Below are 17,219 nucleotides of genomic sequence, written 5' to 3' on the forward strand. Positions count from 1 at the left end.
ACAATACATGAAGTGGGCTCGGCTTCTTTCTTAATCAGTCGTACCAATTGCAAAATTTAATATATAAAAAGGGGATATTTATTTCCAGGAATTTTCCCACTTGCGGTATCATTTTTGTCATCATATAGGGAAACTTGAAAATCATGAATAAGACAATCCTTTTGAACAAACGCCCGCATGGAAAGCCGTCCCTCGATGATTTTAAAACGGTCAGTGAGGAAGTCCCTACTGCCAAGGAGGGGGAGGTTTTGCTGAAAACAGTTTACGTTTCGGTCGATCCTTATCTGCGTGGCAGGATGAATGATGCGAAATCCTATATTCCACCGTTCGAATTAAACAAACCGATTCAGTCGGGAATAATAGCGGAAGTGGTGGACAGCAACCTTCCGGATTTCAAAAAGGGCGATTTTGTATCTGGCATATTGGATTGGAAGGAATTCCAGACTTCAAAAGGTAAAGGTCTGAATAAGGTAGATCCTACAGTTGCTAAACTATCTAGTTATTTGGGAATTTTAGGAATGACCGGACTTACCGCTTATATAGGCTTGACTGAAATAGGAAAGCCAAAGGAAGGGGAGACACTGGTTGTTTCCGGTGCTGCCGGAGCCGTAGGGACGGTAGTCGGACAGATTGGAAAATTGGTAGGTTGCAAAGTGGTTGGTATCACCGGCAATGATGAAAAAGTAAAGCTACTTACGTCGACGTTTAATTTTGATCATGCCATCAATTACAAAACAACTCCTGATTTAAAAAAGGCGATCAAAGACGCTTGTCCTTATGGGGTAGATATTTATTTCGACAACGTTGGAGGGGAGATTTCAGATGCGGTATTGGCAAACATCAATAAGTTTGCGCGATTGCCTGTTTGTGGTGCCATATCGCTCTACAACGAAACAGAGGTTCCAATTGGCCCCCGATTGCAGCCCATCCTCCTCACAAAAAGTGCGACCATGCGTGGATTTATCATCGGTGACTTTGCTGAAAAATTCCCATCTGCCACCAAACAATTAGCTGCCTGGCTAACAGATGAAAAACTGCAATTCAGCGAAACTATTATGGAAGGATTTGATACCATTCCGCAGGCATTTCTTGATTTATTTGACGGAAAAAATAAAGGTAAAATGATTGTAAAGGTATGAAAACGGCTGTGGTTTTTTATGTCTGAAAGGGTTCAAAATGAGGTTTTTAAAAAACAAAACCTATTATTCCCCTTGCGATAGAATGCATAAACTATCCTCAACAGCCTCAACAGAATGCGTTACTTCAATCGGTATTTCTACCTCGTCATATTGCATTAGTTCTATAACCCTATTCTCTTCTTTGTAAATTACACTACCTTCCAATACGGTCAATTTTGATGGGCTGTGTGCTTTATGTGCTTTTAAAATCATCCCTTTATTGAACCCCATAACAAGAACTTTAAAACCAGTTCCGTGATGAAGTGATTTTGCAATGGGATGATTAGAAGTTTTTAGTTCCTCCTTTATTTCTTTAATTGTCATTTGGCTATCTTTTTGGGTATGTCCTGTTTTACTGTTTTATTTTTTTATGTTATTCTGAATTTTTCCGATAAAGCCAGTCAAATTGCTCCTAATCCAGGAATTTTTTCGAACTATTTGGTATCAGCTGGGCTTCCAGGACCTTTTATTGGGCTAATTCATCTCATTTACCCCAAGTTAAGAAAAACCCGGGAATTACCCTGACTTTTAATTTCAAGTCCTCCCCTGCTTTAGTAAAAAAGGCCCTCATCCTCCGATGAAAGGCCTTTTAAATCAATTTTATCAAAATCTATGGCAACATTTTGCTCCTGAACACCATCAACTTTTCCCTTGTCATGTCATGCATGGAGTGGGGGATGCCTCCCAGGCCTTCACCGGATGCGTCCCGTCCTCCAAAGGGCATCCAGTCTACACGAAAAGCGGTATGGTCGTTGACCATTACGGCCGTGGCATTGAGCTTTTGTACGGTATCCAGGGCCAGGTCGATGTCCCTGGTAAAAACGGCAGCCTGAAAATGGTATTCCAAACTGTTGGCCAATTTAATGGCTTTCTCCCGATTTGTGTAGGAATAGACACAAACCACCGGGCCGAAAATTTCTTCTTTCGATACGCGCACATCATGAGGAGGATTAAACAGTACAGTCGGTTCAAAACAGGTGTCACTGATCCGCTTGCCACCACACAGCAGTTCGGCACCGCTTTCGACGGCCTCTTTTACCCATTCTTCTACGCGATCCACTTCTCCTGTGCGGATCAGGGGTCCTACCTCGGTGGCTTCATCAAGGGGATCGCCTACTTTTAGTTTTTTGGCCGCCGTGGCCATGTCCTGCGCCAGTTTTTTAGCGATTTTTTCATGTACAAAAACTTTTTGCACGGAGACGCAGACCTGTCCGGCATGGTAAAAGCCACCCTTTACCAGCAGGGGCAGCATGTCTTCCATGTCAGCATCTTGTTCCACGATCACCGGAGCAGCACCTCCATGTTCCAGTGCGCAGCGCGTGCCCGGAGCCAGCTTGGACTTCAGGTACCAACCGATTTTACCCGAACCAATAAAGGAAAGAAAATTGACCCTTTTGTCCGTGGCAAGCTTTTCGGTCAGTTCATTGGTACAAAGCACCATCTGCACCCATCCATCCGGTACACCGGCTTCCTTTAAAATAGCCACGAAGGCCTCACAGGATAGGGGAGTGGTGCTGGCGGGTTTGATGATCACCGGGCAGCCTGCCGCAAAGGCAGTAATAGTCTGGTGAACGATCAGATTGAGGGGGTGGTTAAAGGCGGAAATGGAGGCCACCACACCTATAGGTTCTCGGATTGTGAATGCTAGTCGGTTGACAGAGGCAGCTGTAAGGCCCATAGGTACCTGTTCCCCCCTAAGTTGGGAAATCTCCTCGGTAGCGATTTTTACTCCATTGATAGCTCGTAGCACTTCGACCTTGGAATCTTTATAGGGTTTACCGCCCTCTTGAGCGGCAGTTTTGGTCAGTTCTTCTACCTTTCCCTCCATAAGTTGACGGGCTTTTTCCAGGATCGCTATCCTTTTATAAGGAGCAATCCAGCCAGACTGGTCTTGAAAAAGTTCATAGGCGGTTTGAATGATTTTTTCCAACGCCGCCCCGTCCATCATTGGCAACTCCTTGATTAGTTGCTGATCATAGGGAGAGTGTACTTTTAGTTTATTCGTATCGCTCATAATTTCGCTGTTTTTTCTTTTAACATGACATTTAAAATGGGGTGGTTTAGGGAGTAATCGACCTGAAGGTCAATCACGTGCACTCCGGGGCTGTTCAGGGTTTTATCCAGGACCTCCTGAAGTTCCTGATCGCTTCCCGGCCGGTAGCCATGGGCACCATAGCTTTGGGCATATTGGATAAAGTCCGGGTTTTTAAAATCCAGGCCAAAGTCCTTAAAGCCCATGTCTTCTTGTTTCCATTTGATCATCCCATAGGACTGATCATTGAGAATGATGACCACCAGATTAAGTCCCAGCCGAACGGCAGTTTCCAGTTCCTGGGAGTTCATCATAAATCCCCCGTCCCCGCACACGGCCACGACTTTCTTATTGGGGTAGAGCAGGTTTACGGTCATGGCTGAGGGAAGTCCCGCACCCATGGAGGCAAGGGCATTATCCAGCAATAGGGTTTTGGGCTGGTAGCAGGTATAGTTACGGGCGAACCAGATTTTGTACACCCCGTTGTCCAGGGTGATCACATCCTTTTCGCCCAGTTTTTTGCGCAGCAGGTTTACCAGGCGTTGAGGCAGGGTAGGAAAGCGCTCGTCCTCAAAGTACTTGCTCAAATGGCCGGCCACTTCGGCTTTCACTTTTTGGTAAAAGGAAAAGTCCCAATTGCTGGTTTTGGTGATTTTCTCCGTCAGTTTTTCCACGGCAGTAGTGATATCACCCACCACATTGAGCTGCGGAAAATATACGGGATCCAATTCTGCCGGAGCAAAGTTCACATGGATCACCTTTTTACCGCCGTGTTTCATAAAGAAGGGCGGTTTCTCTATCACATCGTGCCCCACATTGATGATCAGGTCCGATTCGTCAAGGGCTGCATGCAGGAAATCGTTGCTGGACAGGGCGGCGGTTCCCAGGTATTGGGGATGACGCTCGTCAATCACTCCTTTGCCCATTTGGGTGGTGAAAAAATAAATACCGGTCTCATCTACAAAATCTGCCAAGGCATCGCAAGTTACTTTGCGGTTGGCTCCGGCCCCAATCAGCAATAAAGGCATTTTAGCCTGTTTGATCATGGTGACGGCAGCCTCTATGGCCCTATCATCCGGTTTGGGCATGATATGGCCAACCACGTCGAACACGGTATCTTCCGTCTCTTCCTGGGCAATGTCTTCCGGTAATTCCAGGTGTACGGCACCGGGTCTTTCTTCGGTAGCCAGACGAAACGCTTCCCGAATATTGGAAGCGATTACGCTGCCATTAACAATCTGCTTGGTGTATTTGGTAATGGGACGCATCATGTCCACCACGTCAATGATCTGGAAACGGGCCTGCTTGCTTTTTTTGATGGGCTTTTGACCGGTAATCATCATCATGGGCATGGCGCCTAACTGGGCATAGGCAGCTGGAGTTACCAGGTTGGTGGCTCCGGGTCCAAGGGTAGCAAGACATACGCCCGGTTTGCCGGTTAATCTTCCGTAGGTAGCCGCCATGAAACCAGCTCCCTGTTCGTGCCGGGTAAGGATCAGACGAATGGAAGACGTACTCAAGGACTCCAGCAGGTCCAGGTTTTCTTCGCCTGGAACGCCAAAAATATATTCCACCCCTTCCTTTTCCAGGGCTTTGACAAATAAATCGGATGCTTTCATAAATAAAAATTGTAGTAGTGGATTAATTTAGGTGCAAATTTTATACTAATCTACCCTTTATGAATTTAAATACCGAATTTTATGTGCCACTTTGGCTTATAGTGGTTTCTTGATTTTTTCACTTTTTGCTGAAGCGCAAAAAATGACAAAAACCCTACCTGGGGCATTTTCAAATTCGAACACCTCCCTCACCGGCGCAAACGCATCCAGGTTTTGGATAATAAGTAACCTATTGAAATTTAGAATATTAAACGGGGTAAAGCGATTTTTTCACCATAGAAAATGCAAAATACAGGGTTTAAAATTATCCTTACCTAATATTATGTTATTCAAAATTAAAAAACTGTTTTGTTAATTTTTAAAGTGAAATATACTGAAAAAAGTTTTATTACCCATTTTTTATCTATTACCTTTATTTCATCAGACAGCAATAAGATTAAAAGAAATTTTTGGAGTTTGAATCTTCGATTTTTTGGAGAAAGACAAGAAGGGTTGAATAGAAGGCAAGAAATTGCCTATTGGTTAGTTGGTTATTTTTTAATGTAGGGTTTGTCCGGGGCTTCATGAACAATGAGGCTCCGGCATTTTTTTGCTTTTAATCAAAGCCTGTCCCGAACAGAAAAGTGAATCAGGGACAGAAAACAGAGGAATATCGACTCAATTCGTTCCGGTATGGATAATATGCACGACAGCCACAAAGTATGACTTTTCAACATAAACGATTAAAACCCATCCCGATATTGCCCTACCATCAAGGCATCCATAATTTTGGCCACTTCTGTCGGAGTGGTCTTTTCGATCAGGTACTGTTGATTTGCTTCTTTATCCATTTCCCATGCATTGCTGCCATCTTCACTAACCAGGGCCTTGCCTCTGAGACTTAACTCCCAGTAGCTGTCAGGAGAGATAAGGTACAGCAAAATCGACTGGTCCCAGCTTTGTCTTCCAGCAAAGTCATTGAACAGTTTATACCCAAGGTAAACCGGGCTCTCGGTAGGAAGGGATTTTTTCAGGTAGGTACCTCCGGTGATGATTTCATTGCCAATTTCCCATCCCGAATAAATCACCCGGCCAGGCCAGCGGTTCACAGCTATTTTGGTGGATTCCGGATCTGGCCGGTAAAAATTTGCTTCCTTGCCTTCGGGGAATCGCCCGCCCATACAGGCCCATAGTTTTACCTTTTTTTCAATCAATTGCAATCCGGAAAGTTCACTGATGGCATCCGGAGTTGACTCGATTAAATGCCTGAGGTTGGTCAAATGCCCAATGGTCACAATAGTGACGCTGCTGTCGGGTTGTGACGCCAGTAGCCTTCGGTAAACTTGAGTGGCATCTTCAGCATCATTATATTCCTTAAGCCTGTGGGGGAAGGCCTGGCTCAGTGCCCTGGTGTATCTGGAAAAATCATTTAACGGAATGCCTTTTTCAACGCCAATGGGAATGTCTGGGCGTTTAAAATAATGGTTGAGGACATCGGCACATTGAGGTGCAAAAAGGTCGTCACTGGTGACGATGACACCTAGAATTTCTACCCGGTCATGATCTGCAAGCGTATGTAGCATGGCCAAAGCTCCTACATCGTCCACATCAGAATCCAGATCGGTATCCAGAATAATTTTCTCAGTTTGAGCCAACGTAATTCCCGAAATAAAGCAAAGAAGGTAAAGAGAAAACCCGGTTTTCATGATTTTTCAGTGTTCAATTTAGTTTGTTTCGAGCCGGATCCTTGCGGGGTTAGAAGAGAAACGACGATTATGGTAAGCAGACTGGCCAGCATGGCAAAGGTACGGAAAGGGAATTGTAACCCTTCTATTGGATCATTCATGGGGTAGGGGAGAAAAGGTTCGATTCCGAAAATTGGCTCTCCACCGCCAAATCGCAATACCAAACCAACCAAAATCCCGGCGATGGCCCCATAGTGGTTGCTACTCTTAAAATATAGGGCCAAAACCAACTGTGGAAACAGGATGACATAGACCAGATCTGCACAGAGGTACCAAAGTTCGTATACACTTTTCAGGGTCAGGGCAAGCCAGGTAGCCACCGATCCGATTCCTAGAATGGCCCATCGGATGGTGTTTTTGATCTGTTTGTCGGTGCATCCCGGACGGAGCAGGGGCCGGTACAGGTTCCAGGTAAACATGGAGGCAGCCGAGAGCACCGAGGAATCCACGGAGGACATGACTGCCGCTGCCACGGCGCCGAGCCCCAGTGCTGCAATCAGCGGAGGGGTCATTTCCAAAAGAACGTAAGGCAGTACCATGGTCGCTTCCGGGGCTGCTCCCAACGAAGAATTGCTCCAGTCAAATCCCACACCAGCCAGGCCGATAAGTACGGCAGGGATGGCCATTAGCGCACAACAAATCCCCCCATAGATGGAAAGCCGAACGGCTGACCGGTCCGAACTCGAGGACAATACGCGTTGGAAATAGACCTGCCAGGGAATGCCTCCCATAATGAGCAGCAGCGCAAAATCCAACCATACCCAAATACCATTTCCCCAGGCAGGGTCGTTGCCGGTAAAGGCCTCCAGGGAAGGAAAAATCTGAAACCCATGACTTATGGTTTGATCGTATATTTCCAATGCCTGATCCATTCCGCCGATTTTATCCAATGCAAATGGAATGCTGATGCCCAGGCCAATGATGATAAAAACCAGCTGCACCACATCGGTATAGGCCACAGACCAAAGTCCGCCTAGCATGGTATAGCCTACGGCGATAGCTGCAGAAACCAAAATGGAGGTTTCAAGATCCAGTCCGAAAATCGTGGCAAACGTGATTCCCAGCGCAGCCAAAATAGCCGCACTCCAGAATATTTCCCCGATCAGGGCAGGGATAAAAAGGATGGCGGCGGTTTTTTTTCCGTATTTATTTTCAAATACATCGATGAAGGTAGTAAATCCGAAGCTCCGGATTTTACGGGCAAAGAACAAGCCTCCGAGAATCAGACTCAGGGCATAACCCCAGGGAGCCTGGGCCCATACCAGACCACGGGCGCTATCGAAAACTGCCTCGCTGGTACCGATAATATATCCACCACCCACCCAGGTAGCAGTCATGGTAAAAATACCTATCCATGCCGGCATCTTTCGTCCCGCCAGTAACATTCCCTGGGAAGTTTGATCACCCGATTCCTTTCTGCTGGCATAATAGCCCGTGAGCAAAATGATCAGGTAAAAAAAAACGGTGACGATAATGCCTAGGCTTGTGGTATCGATAGTTGTAAGAGTTTATTTCCCGAACCAGTTTAGGGGTTGGGGGTTGAAATTTTGATAGACATGCTTGATCTCCTGAAATTCTTCCAGGCCATTGGTACCGAGTTCTCTGCCCAGTCCGGATTGTTTGTATCCTCCCCAGGGGGCCTGGGTAAAGTAAACGTTAAAGTCATTCACCCATACGGTTCCAAACCGTAGGGCTTTAGAAACTCTGGAAATCCGGTCCGGATCTTTGGACCAAAACCCTCCAGATAAGCCATAAATGGTATTGTTGGCTCGCTGAATAGCTTCCTTTTCAGAGTCAAACTTCTCTACATGCACCACGGGGCCGAAAATTTCTTCCTGAACGATGCGCATTCCTGAGGTACAGCCAGTTATAAGGGTAGGCTCGTAAAAGAAACCCTGACTGAATTCAGATCCTTGCGGTCTTTTGCCCCCACAGACCAGATGCGCCCCTTCCCGGATGGCAGTCTGTACGTGATTTTCTACTTTTTTCAACTGATCTGCGGAAATGAGTGGCCCCATTTGGGTGGTATCCTTCATTCCGTCACCGAGTCGAATATTGCGGATTCTGGTTTCGAGACGTTCAACTACCGCATCGTGGATAGCGGCTTGTACCATTACCCGGGTTCCGGCCGAACAGATTTGTCCGGCGTGAAAAAAAACTCCGTTCAGGATAAAATCAATGGCAGTTTCCCAGTCCCCGTCTTCAAACAAGATGTGTGGGTTTTTGCCTCCCAGCTCAAGGGCTACTTTTTTTACATTCCCGGCAGCCGCCTGCATGATTTTTTTGCCCGTTACCACGCCACCGGTAAAGGAAATCATGTCCACCTCATGGCTTTCCGCCAATTCGGCCCCAACGGTGGCACCCGGTCCGGTAACAATATTGATAACCCCTTTTGGAAAGCCTACTTTATCTGCCAGTCGGGTCCATTCCAGGGTGCTTAAAGGCGTGAGTTCGCTGGGCTTGATTACCAGCGTGCAGCCGGCAGCTAGCGCAGGAGCGATTTTCCAGGCTGCCTGTAGCAGAGGGTAATTCCAGGGACAAATCATGCCCACCACACCTACCGGTTCTTTTTCCAGCCGGCTATGACTGTGAGGATTGGGACTAGCTATGACTTCTCCCGCATGTTTGTCTGCCAGGCCTCCATAATAGCGAAAGATGCCGGCAATGTCATCCATGTCCCAAAGACTCTCAGTGTAGGTTTTACCAGTATTTAGCGTTTCCAGTTTGGCTAATTTCTCCTTATTCGCAGCGATAAGATCACCCAATTCATAGAGCATCTTTCCCCGCTCTGGGGCAGGCATCTGGCTCCAGCTTTCTTCCTGGAATGCTTTCCGCGCACTTAGTATAGCTGCCCGGGCGTCGGTTCGGTCTCCCTCAGCGACGAGAGCAATTGGCTTTTGATCAAAAGGATTGATGATGGTTCGCTGGTTTCCAGCTTGCGCCGTGACCCAGGAGCCATCAATAAAAAAGGGTTGTATATCCATTAATGGGAAACTTGGTTTTTTTCCACTTCGGTTTTATGCGTGTAATAGGGAACCTGCTGTGGTGATTCGGAGCTGTTGCCCAATAAAATATCTGCTGCCTTTTCTGCAATCATGATTACCGGTGCATAGATATTGCCATTGGTAATGGCAGGCATTACGGAAGCATCCACCACACTCAGGTTTTCGATGCCATGAACGTTTAGATTAGCATCCACTACAGACTGGTCGTCATACCCCATTTTACAGGTACAACTTGGATGGTAAGCGCTTTCGCCTTCCCTTGCCACAAAGTCAAGTATTTCTTCATCCGTTTCCACCGATGCGCCGGGAGAAAGTTCCTTTCCCCGCAATTCGTCAAAGGCCGGTTGATTCACAAGGTCTCGGGTACAGCGTATGGCCTCTATCCACTCTTTCCTTTCCTGGTCGGTGGAAAGGTAATTGAACAAAATGCTGGGGTATTCTCCGGGATCGGAAGATTTTATCTTCACATGGCCCCGGACATCGGTATTCATGGGGCCCACATGAAGCTGAAAACCATGCCCTTCGTTCGGGGCGGAACCGTCGTAGCGGATAGCAATAGGAAGGAAATGGTATTGCAGGTTGGGATAGGAGACATCCTCGTTGCCGCGAATGAAACCCCCTGCTTCAAAGTGATTGCTAGCTCCGACACCTGTTTTATTGAAAAGCCATTCCAGGCCGATTTTTGGTTGGTTGTAAAATTTTAAGGAGGGGTAGAGGCTGACCGGTTTCTTGGCAGCCCACTGCACGTATACCTCCAGGTGATCTTGAAGGTTTTCGCCGACCCCTTTGAGGTCCGCTACCACCGGAATGCCCAGTTTTTTCAGTTCAGCACCGTTACCGATGCCAGATAACTGAAGAACCTGGGGGGAATTGATTGCTCCTCCGCTACATATTATTTTCTCACCATAGACCTTATGGGTTTTGCCGCCTTTTACGAATTCAACTCCAATGGCACGGTTACCTTCAAACAGAATGCGGGAAACAGTGGATTTTAGGGAAATACTGAGGTTTTTACGGTCTTTTACCGGATGAATGTATGCCCTGGCTGCATTCCAGCGCTTTCCTTTATAAATGGTTGCGTCAAATTTACCAAAACCTTCTTGCTGATACCCGTTCACATCATCTGTAAGGGGATAGCCAGCTTGTTGAACGGATTCAAAAAAGGCATCAAACAGCGGATTGTCGCATTTTGGCGTGGTCAGGTGCAAAGGACCTCCTTCTCCACGGTAATCATTGCCTCCGATCAAGCGGTTTTCCATGCGCTTGAAGTAAGGCAGGCAATGGGCGTATCCCCAATCTTCTAAGCCATCCATTGCGGCCCATTTTTCAAAATCCAACGCATTGCCTCGGATATAAATCATGCCATTGATACAACTGGAGCCTCCCAGCACTTTGCCTCTGGGTTGGTAGATTCGGCGGTTATGCATGTAGGGTTCTGGGTCGGAAGAGTAGCCCCAATTGTAAAAATTGTTAGAAAGTGGGTAGGTAAGGGCAGCCGGCATGTGAATCCGGAAATCCCAGGCATGGTCCATCCTTCCTGCTTCTATGACGAGAACGTTGTTTTCAGGGTCTTTACTTAGTCTATTGGCTAATACGCTTCCGGCAGAGCCGCCGCCAATAATGATAAAATCATAGGTGTTTTTCGACATTGTTTATTTTTTCTGCAACTATCCGATTCTGATTTTCCTGTTGCTCTCACTCCAGGGTTTTCCGTGCTCAAGCGAACCTGATTAGTTAGCTGATGGAACGATCTTCACGATACCTTTTCCTTCAATTCCGGCATAAATGTAGCCATCCGGTCCCATTACTACATTTCGGACCCTGCCCATTCCATCGATGATTTTTTCTCTTTTGGTTACTTCATCGCCATCGAGTGTAAGTTTTTCCAGGTAGGCAAAGCTTAAAGAGCCTACCAATAAATCTCCTTGCCATTCCGGATAACGGTCGCCGGTCACTACAGCAAATCCACTGGGAGCAATGGAAGGTACCCAATAATAAAGCGGTTGCTCCATGCCAGGTTTGGAAGTTTCCTCTGTAAGGATGGTTCCGTTGTAATTGATGCCATAGGAAATTTCTGGCCAACCGAAGTTCGCCCCTTTTTTGACCACGTTGATTTCATCGCCACCGCGGGGACCGTGTTCGTGAACCCATATTTCTCCTGACTCAGGATGTACAATCATTCCCTGCGGATTTCGATGACCATAGGAATAAATGGCCTTTTTTGCTCCGGTGGAGTTTACAAACGGATTGTCCGTCGGTACCTGGCCGTCATCGTGCAATCGATATACTTTTCCACCGTCACGGGTGATGTCCTGCGGGTTTTCGTCCCGATTACCCCTTTCACCAATGGTAAAAAACAAATATCCATCCTTATCAAATACAATTCTGGACCCATAATGCTGGCCAGCTTCGGTATTAGGGGTAGCTTTGTAAATCACTTCCTGATTGGTCAGGCGATTGCCCTCTAACTTTGCGCGACTGATCGCCGTGTGCGCACCGTCTCCCGGACCTTCTTCCGAGGAATAGGAAAGATATATCCAGCCGTTGCTAGCATAATCCGGGTGTAGCTCAATATCGAGCAAGCCTCCTTGTCCCTTGGCACGTACCTCAGGTACGCCGCTAATTTCAGTTTTTTCACCATTTTTAAAATGGATTAGTTCTCCCGAACGTTCTGTGATCAGCAGGCTGCCATCCGGCAAAAATGCCATTCCCCAGGGTAATTTCAGATCGTCGACTACCGTTTCGACGGTGTAGTTGTCCCATTCAGGGTCAGTTACTTCAGGTCCATTGGGTGGTGTCTGCCCCATGCAGGCCACGTAAAGGCTGGTCATCAGTATGGAAAGAAAGAGTGATTTCATATAAGGAGTAATTTTGGTATATGCTAATTAAATAAAAGGTAAAATTACACTTAAAATAGCTCCTAAACAAGTTTTAAACGAGCAGTTCTGCCTGCAGGCGCAGAACACGGTCCTCAATTTTTTCGGAACTAAGACTGTTTCTGCTCAGGCGGTCTACCATGATTGGAAAGGCGAAGGGGCTGATCCTTGAGGTGGAAAGCAAATGAATTTTTTGCCGGTTGATGCGATCAATAACGTTCTCAAGCCGGTTTTTTTCCATCTGAACGTTCAGTACTTCCCTCCTGGCCTGTTCCAAAAGGAGATTGTCTGGATCATAAGTTTCAAATACCCCGTAAAGGATACCCGAAGTGGCCTGCAAATGCCTGGTTTGAATACTTTTTCCGGGGTAGCCCTGAAATACCAAGCCAGCAATGGCCGCAATCTCCCGAAAGCGTCGCCGTGCCATTTCACTCTCGTTGATGCTGGCATAAATATCTTCCATCAGATTGTGCGAAGAAAACAAGTCCTCCTCCAGCGCTTCTTCTATGGGAATAGGACTATCGGAAAGCAATTCAATCCCATAGTCGTTCATGGCAATGCTCAGGCTAATGGGATTGCTGACACTGATGCGGTATGCCAGCAAAGCAGCCAAGACTTCATGTACAAACCTTCCCTCAAAAGGAAAGAAAAAGACGTGGTATCCTTCCTTGCTTTTGCATTTTTCTACGAGTAGGGATTTCTGATCCGGTATTCTGGACAGTGATCCCTGTAGTGCCAAAATAGGTTGAATCGTCCGTAGCTCAACAGAGTCCTCCTCATGATCTGCTGCTTTTTGCAACTCAGATCGAATCAGTTCGGCCAGCCTGGAAGAAAGGGGCATGCGTCCCCCCATCCAGCGGGGGATGGTTCCGGTTTTCTTTTTTGACCTTCGTACAAGGGCTTTCATTTCCTTAATTTGTACAAACTCCAGACTTCTGCCGGCAAACCAAAAAACGTCTCCCGGTTTTAACTTAGATATGAAACTCTCTTCCACAGAGCCAATATAGCCTCCAGTCAGAAATTTTACCTGAATCATAGGATCACTGACAATGGTACCCATAGACAAACGGTGCAGCATGGCAGTTTTCCTACTGGTCACCTTGTAAAGCCCATCGAGCTGTATTTCCACCTTTGAAAATTCTTCGTAGCTGCCTAAGGCATTTCCTCCGACGGTGATAAACTCGAGCATCCATTTGAATGCTTCCCGGCTGAGCGATCGGAAAGAATGAGTGGATTGGATGACAGGAAACAGTTGTTCCGGATAAAAGCCTTCTCCCAGGGCCAGTGTAACCAAAAACTGAATAAGTACATCGTAGCAGTTTTCCAAAGGAACCTGATCCTCATATTGCCCGCTATGAATCGCCTGTCTTAGTGCACTTGCTTCTATCAATTCCAGGGAATGGGTGGGAATAAAATAGATTCTGCTAAGGGCTCCGGGCTGATGGCCTGCCCTGCCTGCGCGTTGGACAAAGCGCGTAACGCCCTTAGGACCTCCTACCTGAATTACGGTATCCACCGGTCTGAAATCTACTCCCAGGTCCAGACTGCTGGTGCAGACCACTAATTTGAGTTTTTTATCATGAAGGGAAGCCTCTACCCAGGCCCGTACCGCAGGATCCAGGGAGCCGTGGTGCATGGCCATTATTCCTGCCCATTCCGGCTTGGCTTCCAGGATTTTCTGATACCAGATTTCGGTTTGGGAACGGGTGTTGGTAAATAACAAGACGCTTTGACTGGCTTCGATTACCGGAAGTATTTTCTGGATCATTTTGATGCCCAGATGACCGGCCCATGGATACCGCTCTACTTCGTCCGGCAAGATGGACTGGACCAGTATTTCTTTTTTGATAGCGGAGCGGACGATAAGCTCCGGCTGTTTTTCACCTAGCAATACCTGGTGAGCCTGGGCAAGGTTGCCGATGGTGGCCGATATGCCCCAGATCTTTAAAGGCTGTTTGGTCAAGGTGCGAATATGACTGAGAGCGAGTTGTACTTGGATGCCTCTTTTGTTTGCCAGCAATTCATGCCACTCATCAACGATAATCCCTTTTAAATTTTTAAAGAGGATTGGATGGTCCTTTTGGGAGAGCAGCAAATGCAGGCTTTCAGGAGTGGTAATCAGGCATTCCGGCATGGATTTTTTTTGCTTTTGGCGTTCGGCCACTCCCGTATCTCCATTTCGAACACCTATTCGCCAGGGAAGGCCGGTTTCTTCACAAACCCGGCTCATTGCCTGGTGTATGTCCTGAGCTAATGCCCGCAATGGGGTGATCCAGATAACTTGTAAGCCATTTTTCTGTGGTTTTTTCCAGGAATCGGGATGTTCCCGTACGTATTCCATCAGTACAGGCATCCACAGAGCCATGGTTTTGCCTGAGCCGGTAGGAGCATTTAGTAAACCGCTTTGACCTTGCAAGTAGTGTTTCCAGCAGGCTTTCTGAAAATCAAACGGAGTCCAGCCTTTTTCTTGAAACCAGTTCTCTGCCCAGTTACTTTCCATATTTTTCCAATAAATGCTGTAAATCTTCCAGGGAATTGGCTTCCTCGATGGGCTTGTCCTTTCGCCAGCGATGAATCCTGGGAAACCGAAGTGCTATTCCGGATTTATGCCGGGGACTCTCCTGAATCCCTTCAAAAGCAATTTCAAAAACCAGACCGGGTTTCACAGTCCTTACCGGACCAAATCGTTCTCGGGTATTTTTCTTGACATAGGTATCTACCGATTTCATCTCAGCATCGGTCAGTCCGGAATAGGCCTTTGCAAAGGGAACCAACGCATCCCCATTCCAAACAGCAAGGGTGTAATCTGAATAGATATTTGCGCGCCGACCATGGCCTTTTTGTGCATAAATCATCACCCCATCAATGGTAAGGGGATCTATTTTCCATTTCCACCATCCGCCTCTTTTTCTGCCAGTCTCATAGACTCCGTCTTTTCTTTTCAGCATCAAACCTTCCGCTTTCATCTCTCTGGATTGTTCCCGTATTTGGGTTAATTCCGTCCAGGTAGGAGCCGCCAGCACTTGGGAAATCAATAGTTTTTTTTCAGGATGTGATTCAACCAAACCTTCCAAGGTTTTCCTTCGTTCGGAAAGCTTCCAATTCCGAACGTCCTGTCCTTCCCATTCCAGTAAATCGTAAGCCATAAAAGATACCGGAGCCTCTCTCAAAAGACGGGCACTGACATTTTTTCTACCTAAGCGGGTTTGCAGCAGGCCAAAGGGAAGCGGCCTGTCGCTTTCAAAAGGCATGATTTCACCGTCCAATGCCGTACCATCCGGAATGGCTTTTCCCATGGCCTCTAATTCCGGAAATTTATCCGTAACCAATTCTTCTCCCCTGGACCAGATAAAAACCTCTCCTTGGCGATGAATAAGCTGGCCCCGGATACCATCCCATTTCCACTCGGCTTGCCAGTCTGACCTTTCTCCGGGTAAGTCCTCAGCCCTTTCCACCGGATGAGCCAGAAAAAAAGGGTAGGGACGGGAAAGATCCGCAGAAAGATCCGAGTTAAACATTAAATCACTGAAAGATGTCTGCCAGGGATTCCAGTTTCCCATGATCCGATGTGCTACGGCTGTTTTTTCCAAACCAAAGGTAGTTGCCAACGCGCGTGTAATCAGTTGCTGGCTAACTCCGATTCGAAATCCCCCAGTTATCAATTTATTAAAAACCAGACGCTCTTCTTTGGATAGGGTTTGCCAAGCTTGCCGAATGGCCGCTTTTTTATCGACCTCTTCCCGATTTTTTAACTCTTCGAGAAACTGTATCCACACGTGTAGAGGGCTTTCCGAATGCCCCTGCGATTCAGGAAGTACCAGCGCAATGGTTTCAGCCAAATCTCCGACGGTTTGGTACGATTCCTCAAATAACCAATCGGGAATCCCGGCAATTTCGCAGCATAGGTCCCGTAGTTGCCTGCTGGTTACGGTTCTTTTGGGTCGCTTATGGGTGAATAGCGCCATGGTCCAAAGACGATCCTGGTCAGGTGCCTCGGCAAAATAGGCTTCCAACAGACGTAATTTATCTCCGGTCTTGTTAGTCTCGTCTAGTTGGTTGATCAATTTTGAAAATCTTTTCATCCTATTTTGATGATTTTCCTCACTTAATTTCACAATTTTAAGTTCTTCATAAACCAATAATTTCAATTGTTCGTTTAGAAATTTGGTGAGTAAATTACTAACAAATGAAAAAAATCCCATTTATCTCAGTTTTAGTGTTGGCGTTCACAGGATGCCAACCGGAAGAAAATTCTCCTGAAATTCAGTCCGTTAGTTATCCCTTGTACCAGACCGGAGAATATGCCTTTGATGGTACCGCTACTTTTGAGCTAAGGGAAGATGCTGTTGTGGAGTTATTAATCCAATTGAACGGTGTAAATTCCATGGACCCTTACTTCTACACAGGGCACTTACATTTTGGAAGTCTGGACGAAGAAGACGCTACCATTGCACAGCTGCTTAGCCCCATTGACAGCCGAACCTTGCAAAGCAGAACGGTTATTGGCAAACTATCAAATGGAAATGAGCCAGATTTTGAAACATTAAAAAACTTCGATGGGCATATAAAAATCCACCTGGCAGACCAGGGTCCTGATTACGATATTATTCTCGTTAGCGGCAATATCGGTAGCAACGATACTTCACTTCAAAATTTTAATACCAACAAAATAGCATTGTGTTCACCTAATTACCCTGAATAGTTAATCATTATTTTTTAGTTAATTCGGGGTAAGCGGGCCCTTCTATTAGGATCAAACATTTTAATCAGCTGATTATCCTGAAA

12 protein-coding genes are annotated in these 17,219 nt (G+C 46.6%); 2 read left to right on the forward strand and 10 right to left on the reverse strand.

Annotated features, from left to right (window positions below; translation table 11 throughout):
* Positions 1 to 143 precede the first annotated feature (143 nt).
* Positions 144 to 1,139, forward strand: a complete 996-nt coding sequence (locus tag GKS34_RS02095; RefSeq protein WP_163383154.1) for an NADP-dependent oxidoreductase — start codon at positions 144 to 146, stop codon at positions 1,137 to 1,139.
* 63 nt (positions 1,140 to 1,202) lie between these two features.
* Here the strand turns inward: GKS34_RS02095 and GKS34_RS02100 are convergent, their stop codons facing one another.
* The 10 genes from GKS34_RS02100 to GKS34_RS02145 form a co-directional block, all read right to left on the reverse strand.
* Entirely contained in the window at positions 1,203 to 1,502 is a 300-nt protein-coding gene (locus tag GKS34_RS02100; protein WP_163383155.1) for a cupin domain-containing protein, read from the reverse strand.
* Between the two features lie 286 nt (positions 1,503 to 1,788).
* The gene (locus GKS34_RS02105) at positions 1,789 to 3,192 is read right to left on the reverse strand and encodes an aldehyde dehydrogenase family protein (RefSeq protein ID WP_163383156.1); all 1,404 of its coding nucleotides are present in this window, start codon (positions 3,190 to 3,192) and stop codon (positions 1,789 to 1,791) included.
* Entirely contained in the window at positions 3,189 to 4,829 is a 1,641-nt protein-coding gene (locus GKS34_RS02110) for an acetolactate synthase large subunit (RefSeq protein WP_163383157.1), read from the reverse strand. The genes GKS34_RS02105 and GKS34_RS02110 overlap by 4 nt, the downstream gene beginning before the upstream one ends.
* Positions 4,830 to 5,551: 722 nt before the next feature.
* The gene (locus GKS34_RS02115; RefSeq protein ID WP_163383158.1) at positions 5,552 to 6,514 is read right to left on the reverse strand and encodes a nucleoside hydrolase; all 963 of its coding nucleotides are present in this window, start codon (positions 6,512 to 6,514) and stop codon (positions 5,552 to 5,554) included.
* Positions 6,511 to 7,995 carry a high affinity choline transporter 1 gene (locus tag GKS34_RS02120; protein WP_240459160.1) on the reverse strand — a complete coding sequence of 495 codons (1,485 nt, stop codon included), beginning with the start codon at positions 7,993 to 7,995 and terminating at the stop codon, positions 6,511 to 6,513. Before GKS34_RS02120 ends, GKS34_RS02115 begins: the two co-directional genes overlap by 4 nt.
* A 66-nt stretch (positions 7,996 to 8,061) precedes the next feature.
* Positions 8,062 to 9,537 (reverse strand): aldehyde dehydrogenase family protein, encoded by a 1,476-nt coding sequence (locus GKS34_RS02125; RefSeq protein ID WP_163383159.1) that lies wholly within the window; start codon positions 9,535 to 9,537, stop codon positions 8,062 to 8,064.
* On the reverse strand, positions 9,537 to 11,207 hold the full coding sequence (betA, locus tag GKS34_RS02130; protein WP_163383160.1) for a choline dehydrogenase: 1,671 nt from the start codon (positions 11,205 to 11,207) through the stop codon (positions 9,537 to 9,539). The genes GKS34_RS02125 and betA overlap by 1 nt, the downstream gene beginning before the upstream one ends.
* Before the next feature lie 81 nt (positions 11,208 to 11,288).
* The gene (locus tag GKS34_RS02135) at positions 11,289 to 12,416 is read right to left on the reverse strand and encodes a PQQ-dependent sugar dehydrogenase (RefSeq protein ID WP_205602005.1); all 1,128 of its coding nucleotides are present in this window, start codon (positions 12,414 to 12,416) and stop codon (positions 11,289 to 11,291) included.
* A 73-nt stretch (positions 12,417 to 12,489) separates the two neighbouring features.
* Complete coding sequence (locus tag GKS34_RS02140) at positions 12,490 to 14,934, reverse strand: ligase-associated DNA damage response DEXH box helicase (protein WP_163383161.1); 2,445 nt, start codon at positions 14,932 to 14,934, stop codon at positions 12,490 to 12,492.
* Entirely contained in the window at positions 14,924 to 16,516 is a 1,593-nt protein-coding gene (locus tag GKS34_RS02145) for an ATP-dependent DNA ligase (protein ID WP_163383713.1), read from the reverse strand. Before GKS34_RS02145 ends, GKS34_RS02140 begins: the two co-directional genes overlap by 11 nt.
* 104 nt (positions 16,517 to 16,620) lie before the next feature.
* Between GKS34_RS02145 and GKS34_RS02150 the strand changes: the two genes are divergently transcribed.
* Positions 16,621 to 17,136 (forward strand): hypothetical protein, encoded by a 516-nt coding sequence (locus tag GKS34_RS02150; protein ID WP_163383162.1) that lies wholly within the window; start codon positions 16,621 to 16,623, stop codon positions 17,134 to 17,136.
* The last annotated feature ends 83 nt before the right edge of the window (positions 17,137 to 17,219 follow it).

The sequence above is a fragment of the Cyclobacterium jeungdonense genome, assembly GCF_010994275.1.
Classification (GTDB): domain Bacteria; phylum Bacteroidota; class Bacteroidia; order Cytophagales; family Cyclobacteriaceae; genus Cyclobacterium; species Cyclobacterium jeungdonense.

Coding starts and splice junctions, on each gene's coding strand:
- GKS34_RS02095 (WP_163383154.1), top strand. CDS start 144: ATGAATAAGACAATCCTTTTGAACAAACGCCCGCATGGAAAGCCGTCC.
- GKS34_RS02100 (WP_163383155.1), bottom strand. CDS start 1,502: ATGACAATTAAAGAAATAAAGGAGGAACTAAAAACTTCTAATCATCCC.
- GKS34_RS02105 (WP_163383156.1), bottom strand. CDS start 3,192: ATGAGCGATACGAATAAACTAAAAGTACACTCTCCCTATGATCAGCAA.
- GKS34_RS02110 (WP_163383157.1), bottom strand. CDS start 4,829: ATGAAAGCATCCGATTTATTTGTCAAAGCCCTGGAAAAGGAAGGGGTG.
- GKS34_RS02115 (WP_163383158.1), bottom strand. CDS start 6,514: ATGAAAACCGGGTTTTCTCTTTACCTTCTTTGCTTTATTTCGGGAATT.
- GKS34_RS02125 (WP_163383159.1), bottom strand. CDS start 9,537: ATGGATATACAACCCTTTTTTATTGATGGCTCCTGGGTCACGGCGCAA.
- betA (WP_163383160.1), bottom strand. CDS start 11,207: ATGTCGAAAAACACCTATGATTTTATCATTATTGGCGGCGGCTCTGCC.
- GKS34_RS02135 (WP_205602005.1), bottom strand. CDS start 12,416: ATGAAATCACTCTTTCTTTCCATACTGATGACCAGCCTTTACGTGGCC.
- GKS34_RS02140 (WP_163383161.1), bottom strand. CDS start 14,934: ATGGAAAGTAACTGGGCAGAGAACTGGTTTCAAGAAAAAGGCTGGACT.
- GKS34_RS02145 (WP_163383713.1), bottom strand. CDS start 16,516: ATGAAAAGATTTTCAAAATTGATCAACCAACTAGACGAGACTAACAAG.
- GKS34_RS02150 (WP_163383162.1), top strand. CDS start 16,621: ATGAAAAAAATCCCATTTATCTCAGTTTTAGTGTTGGCGTTCACAGGA.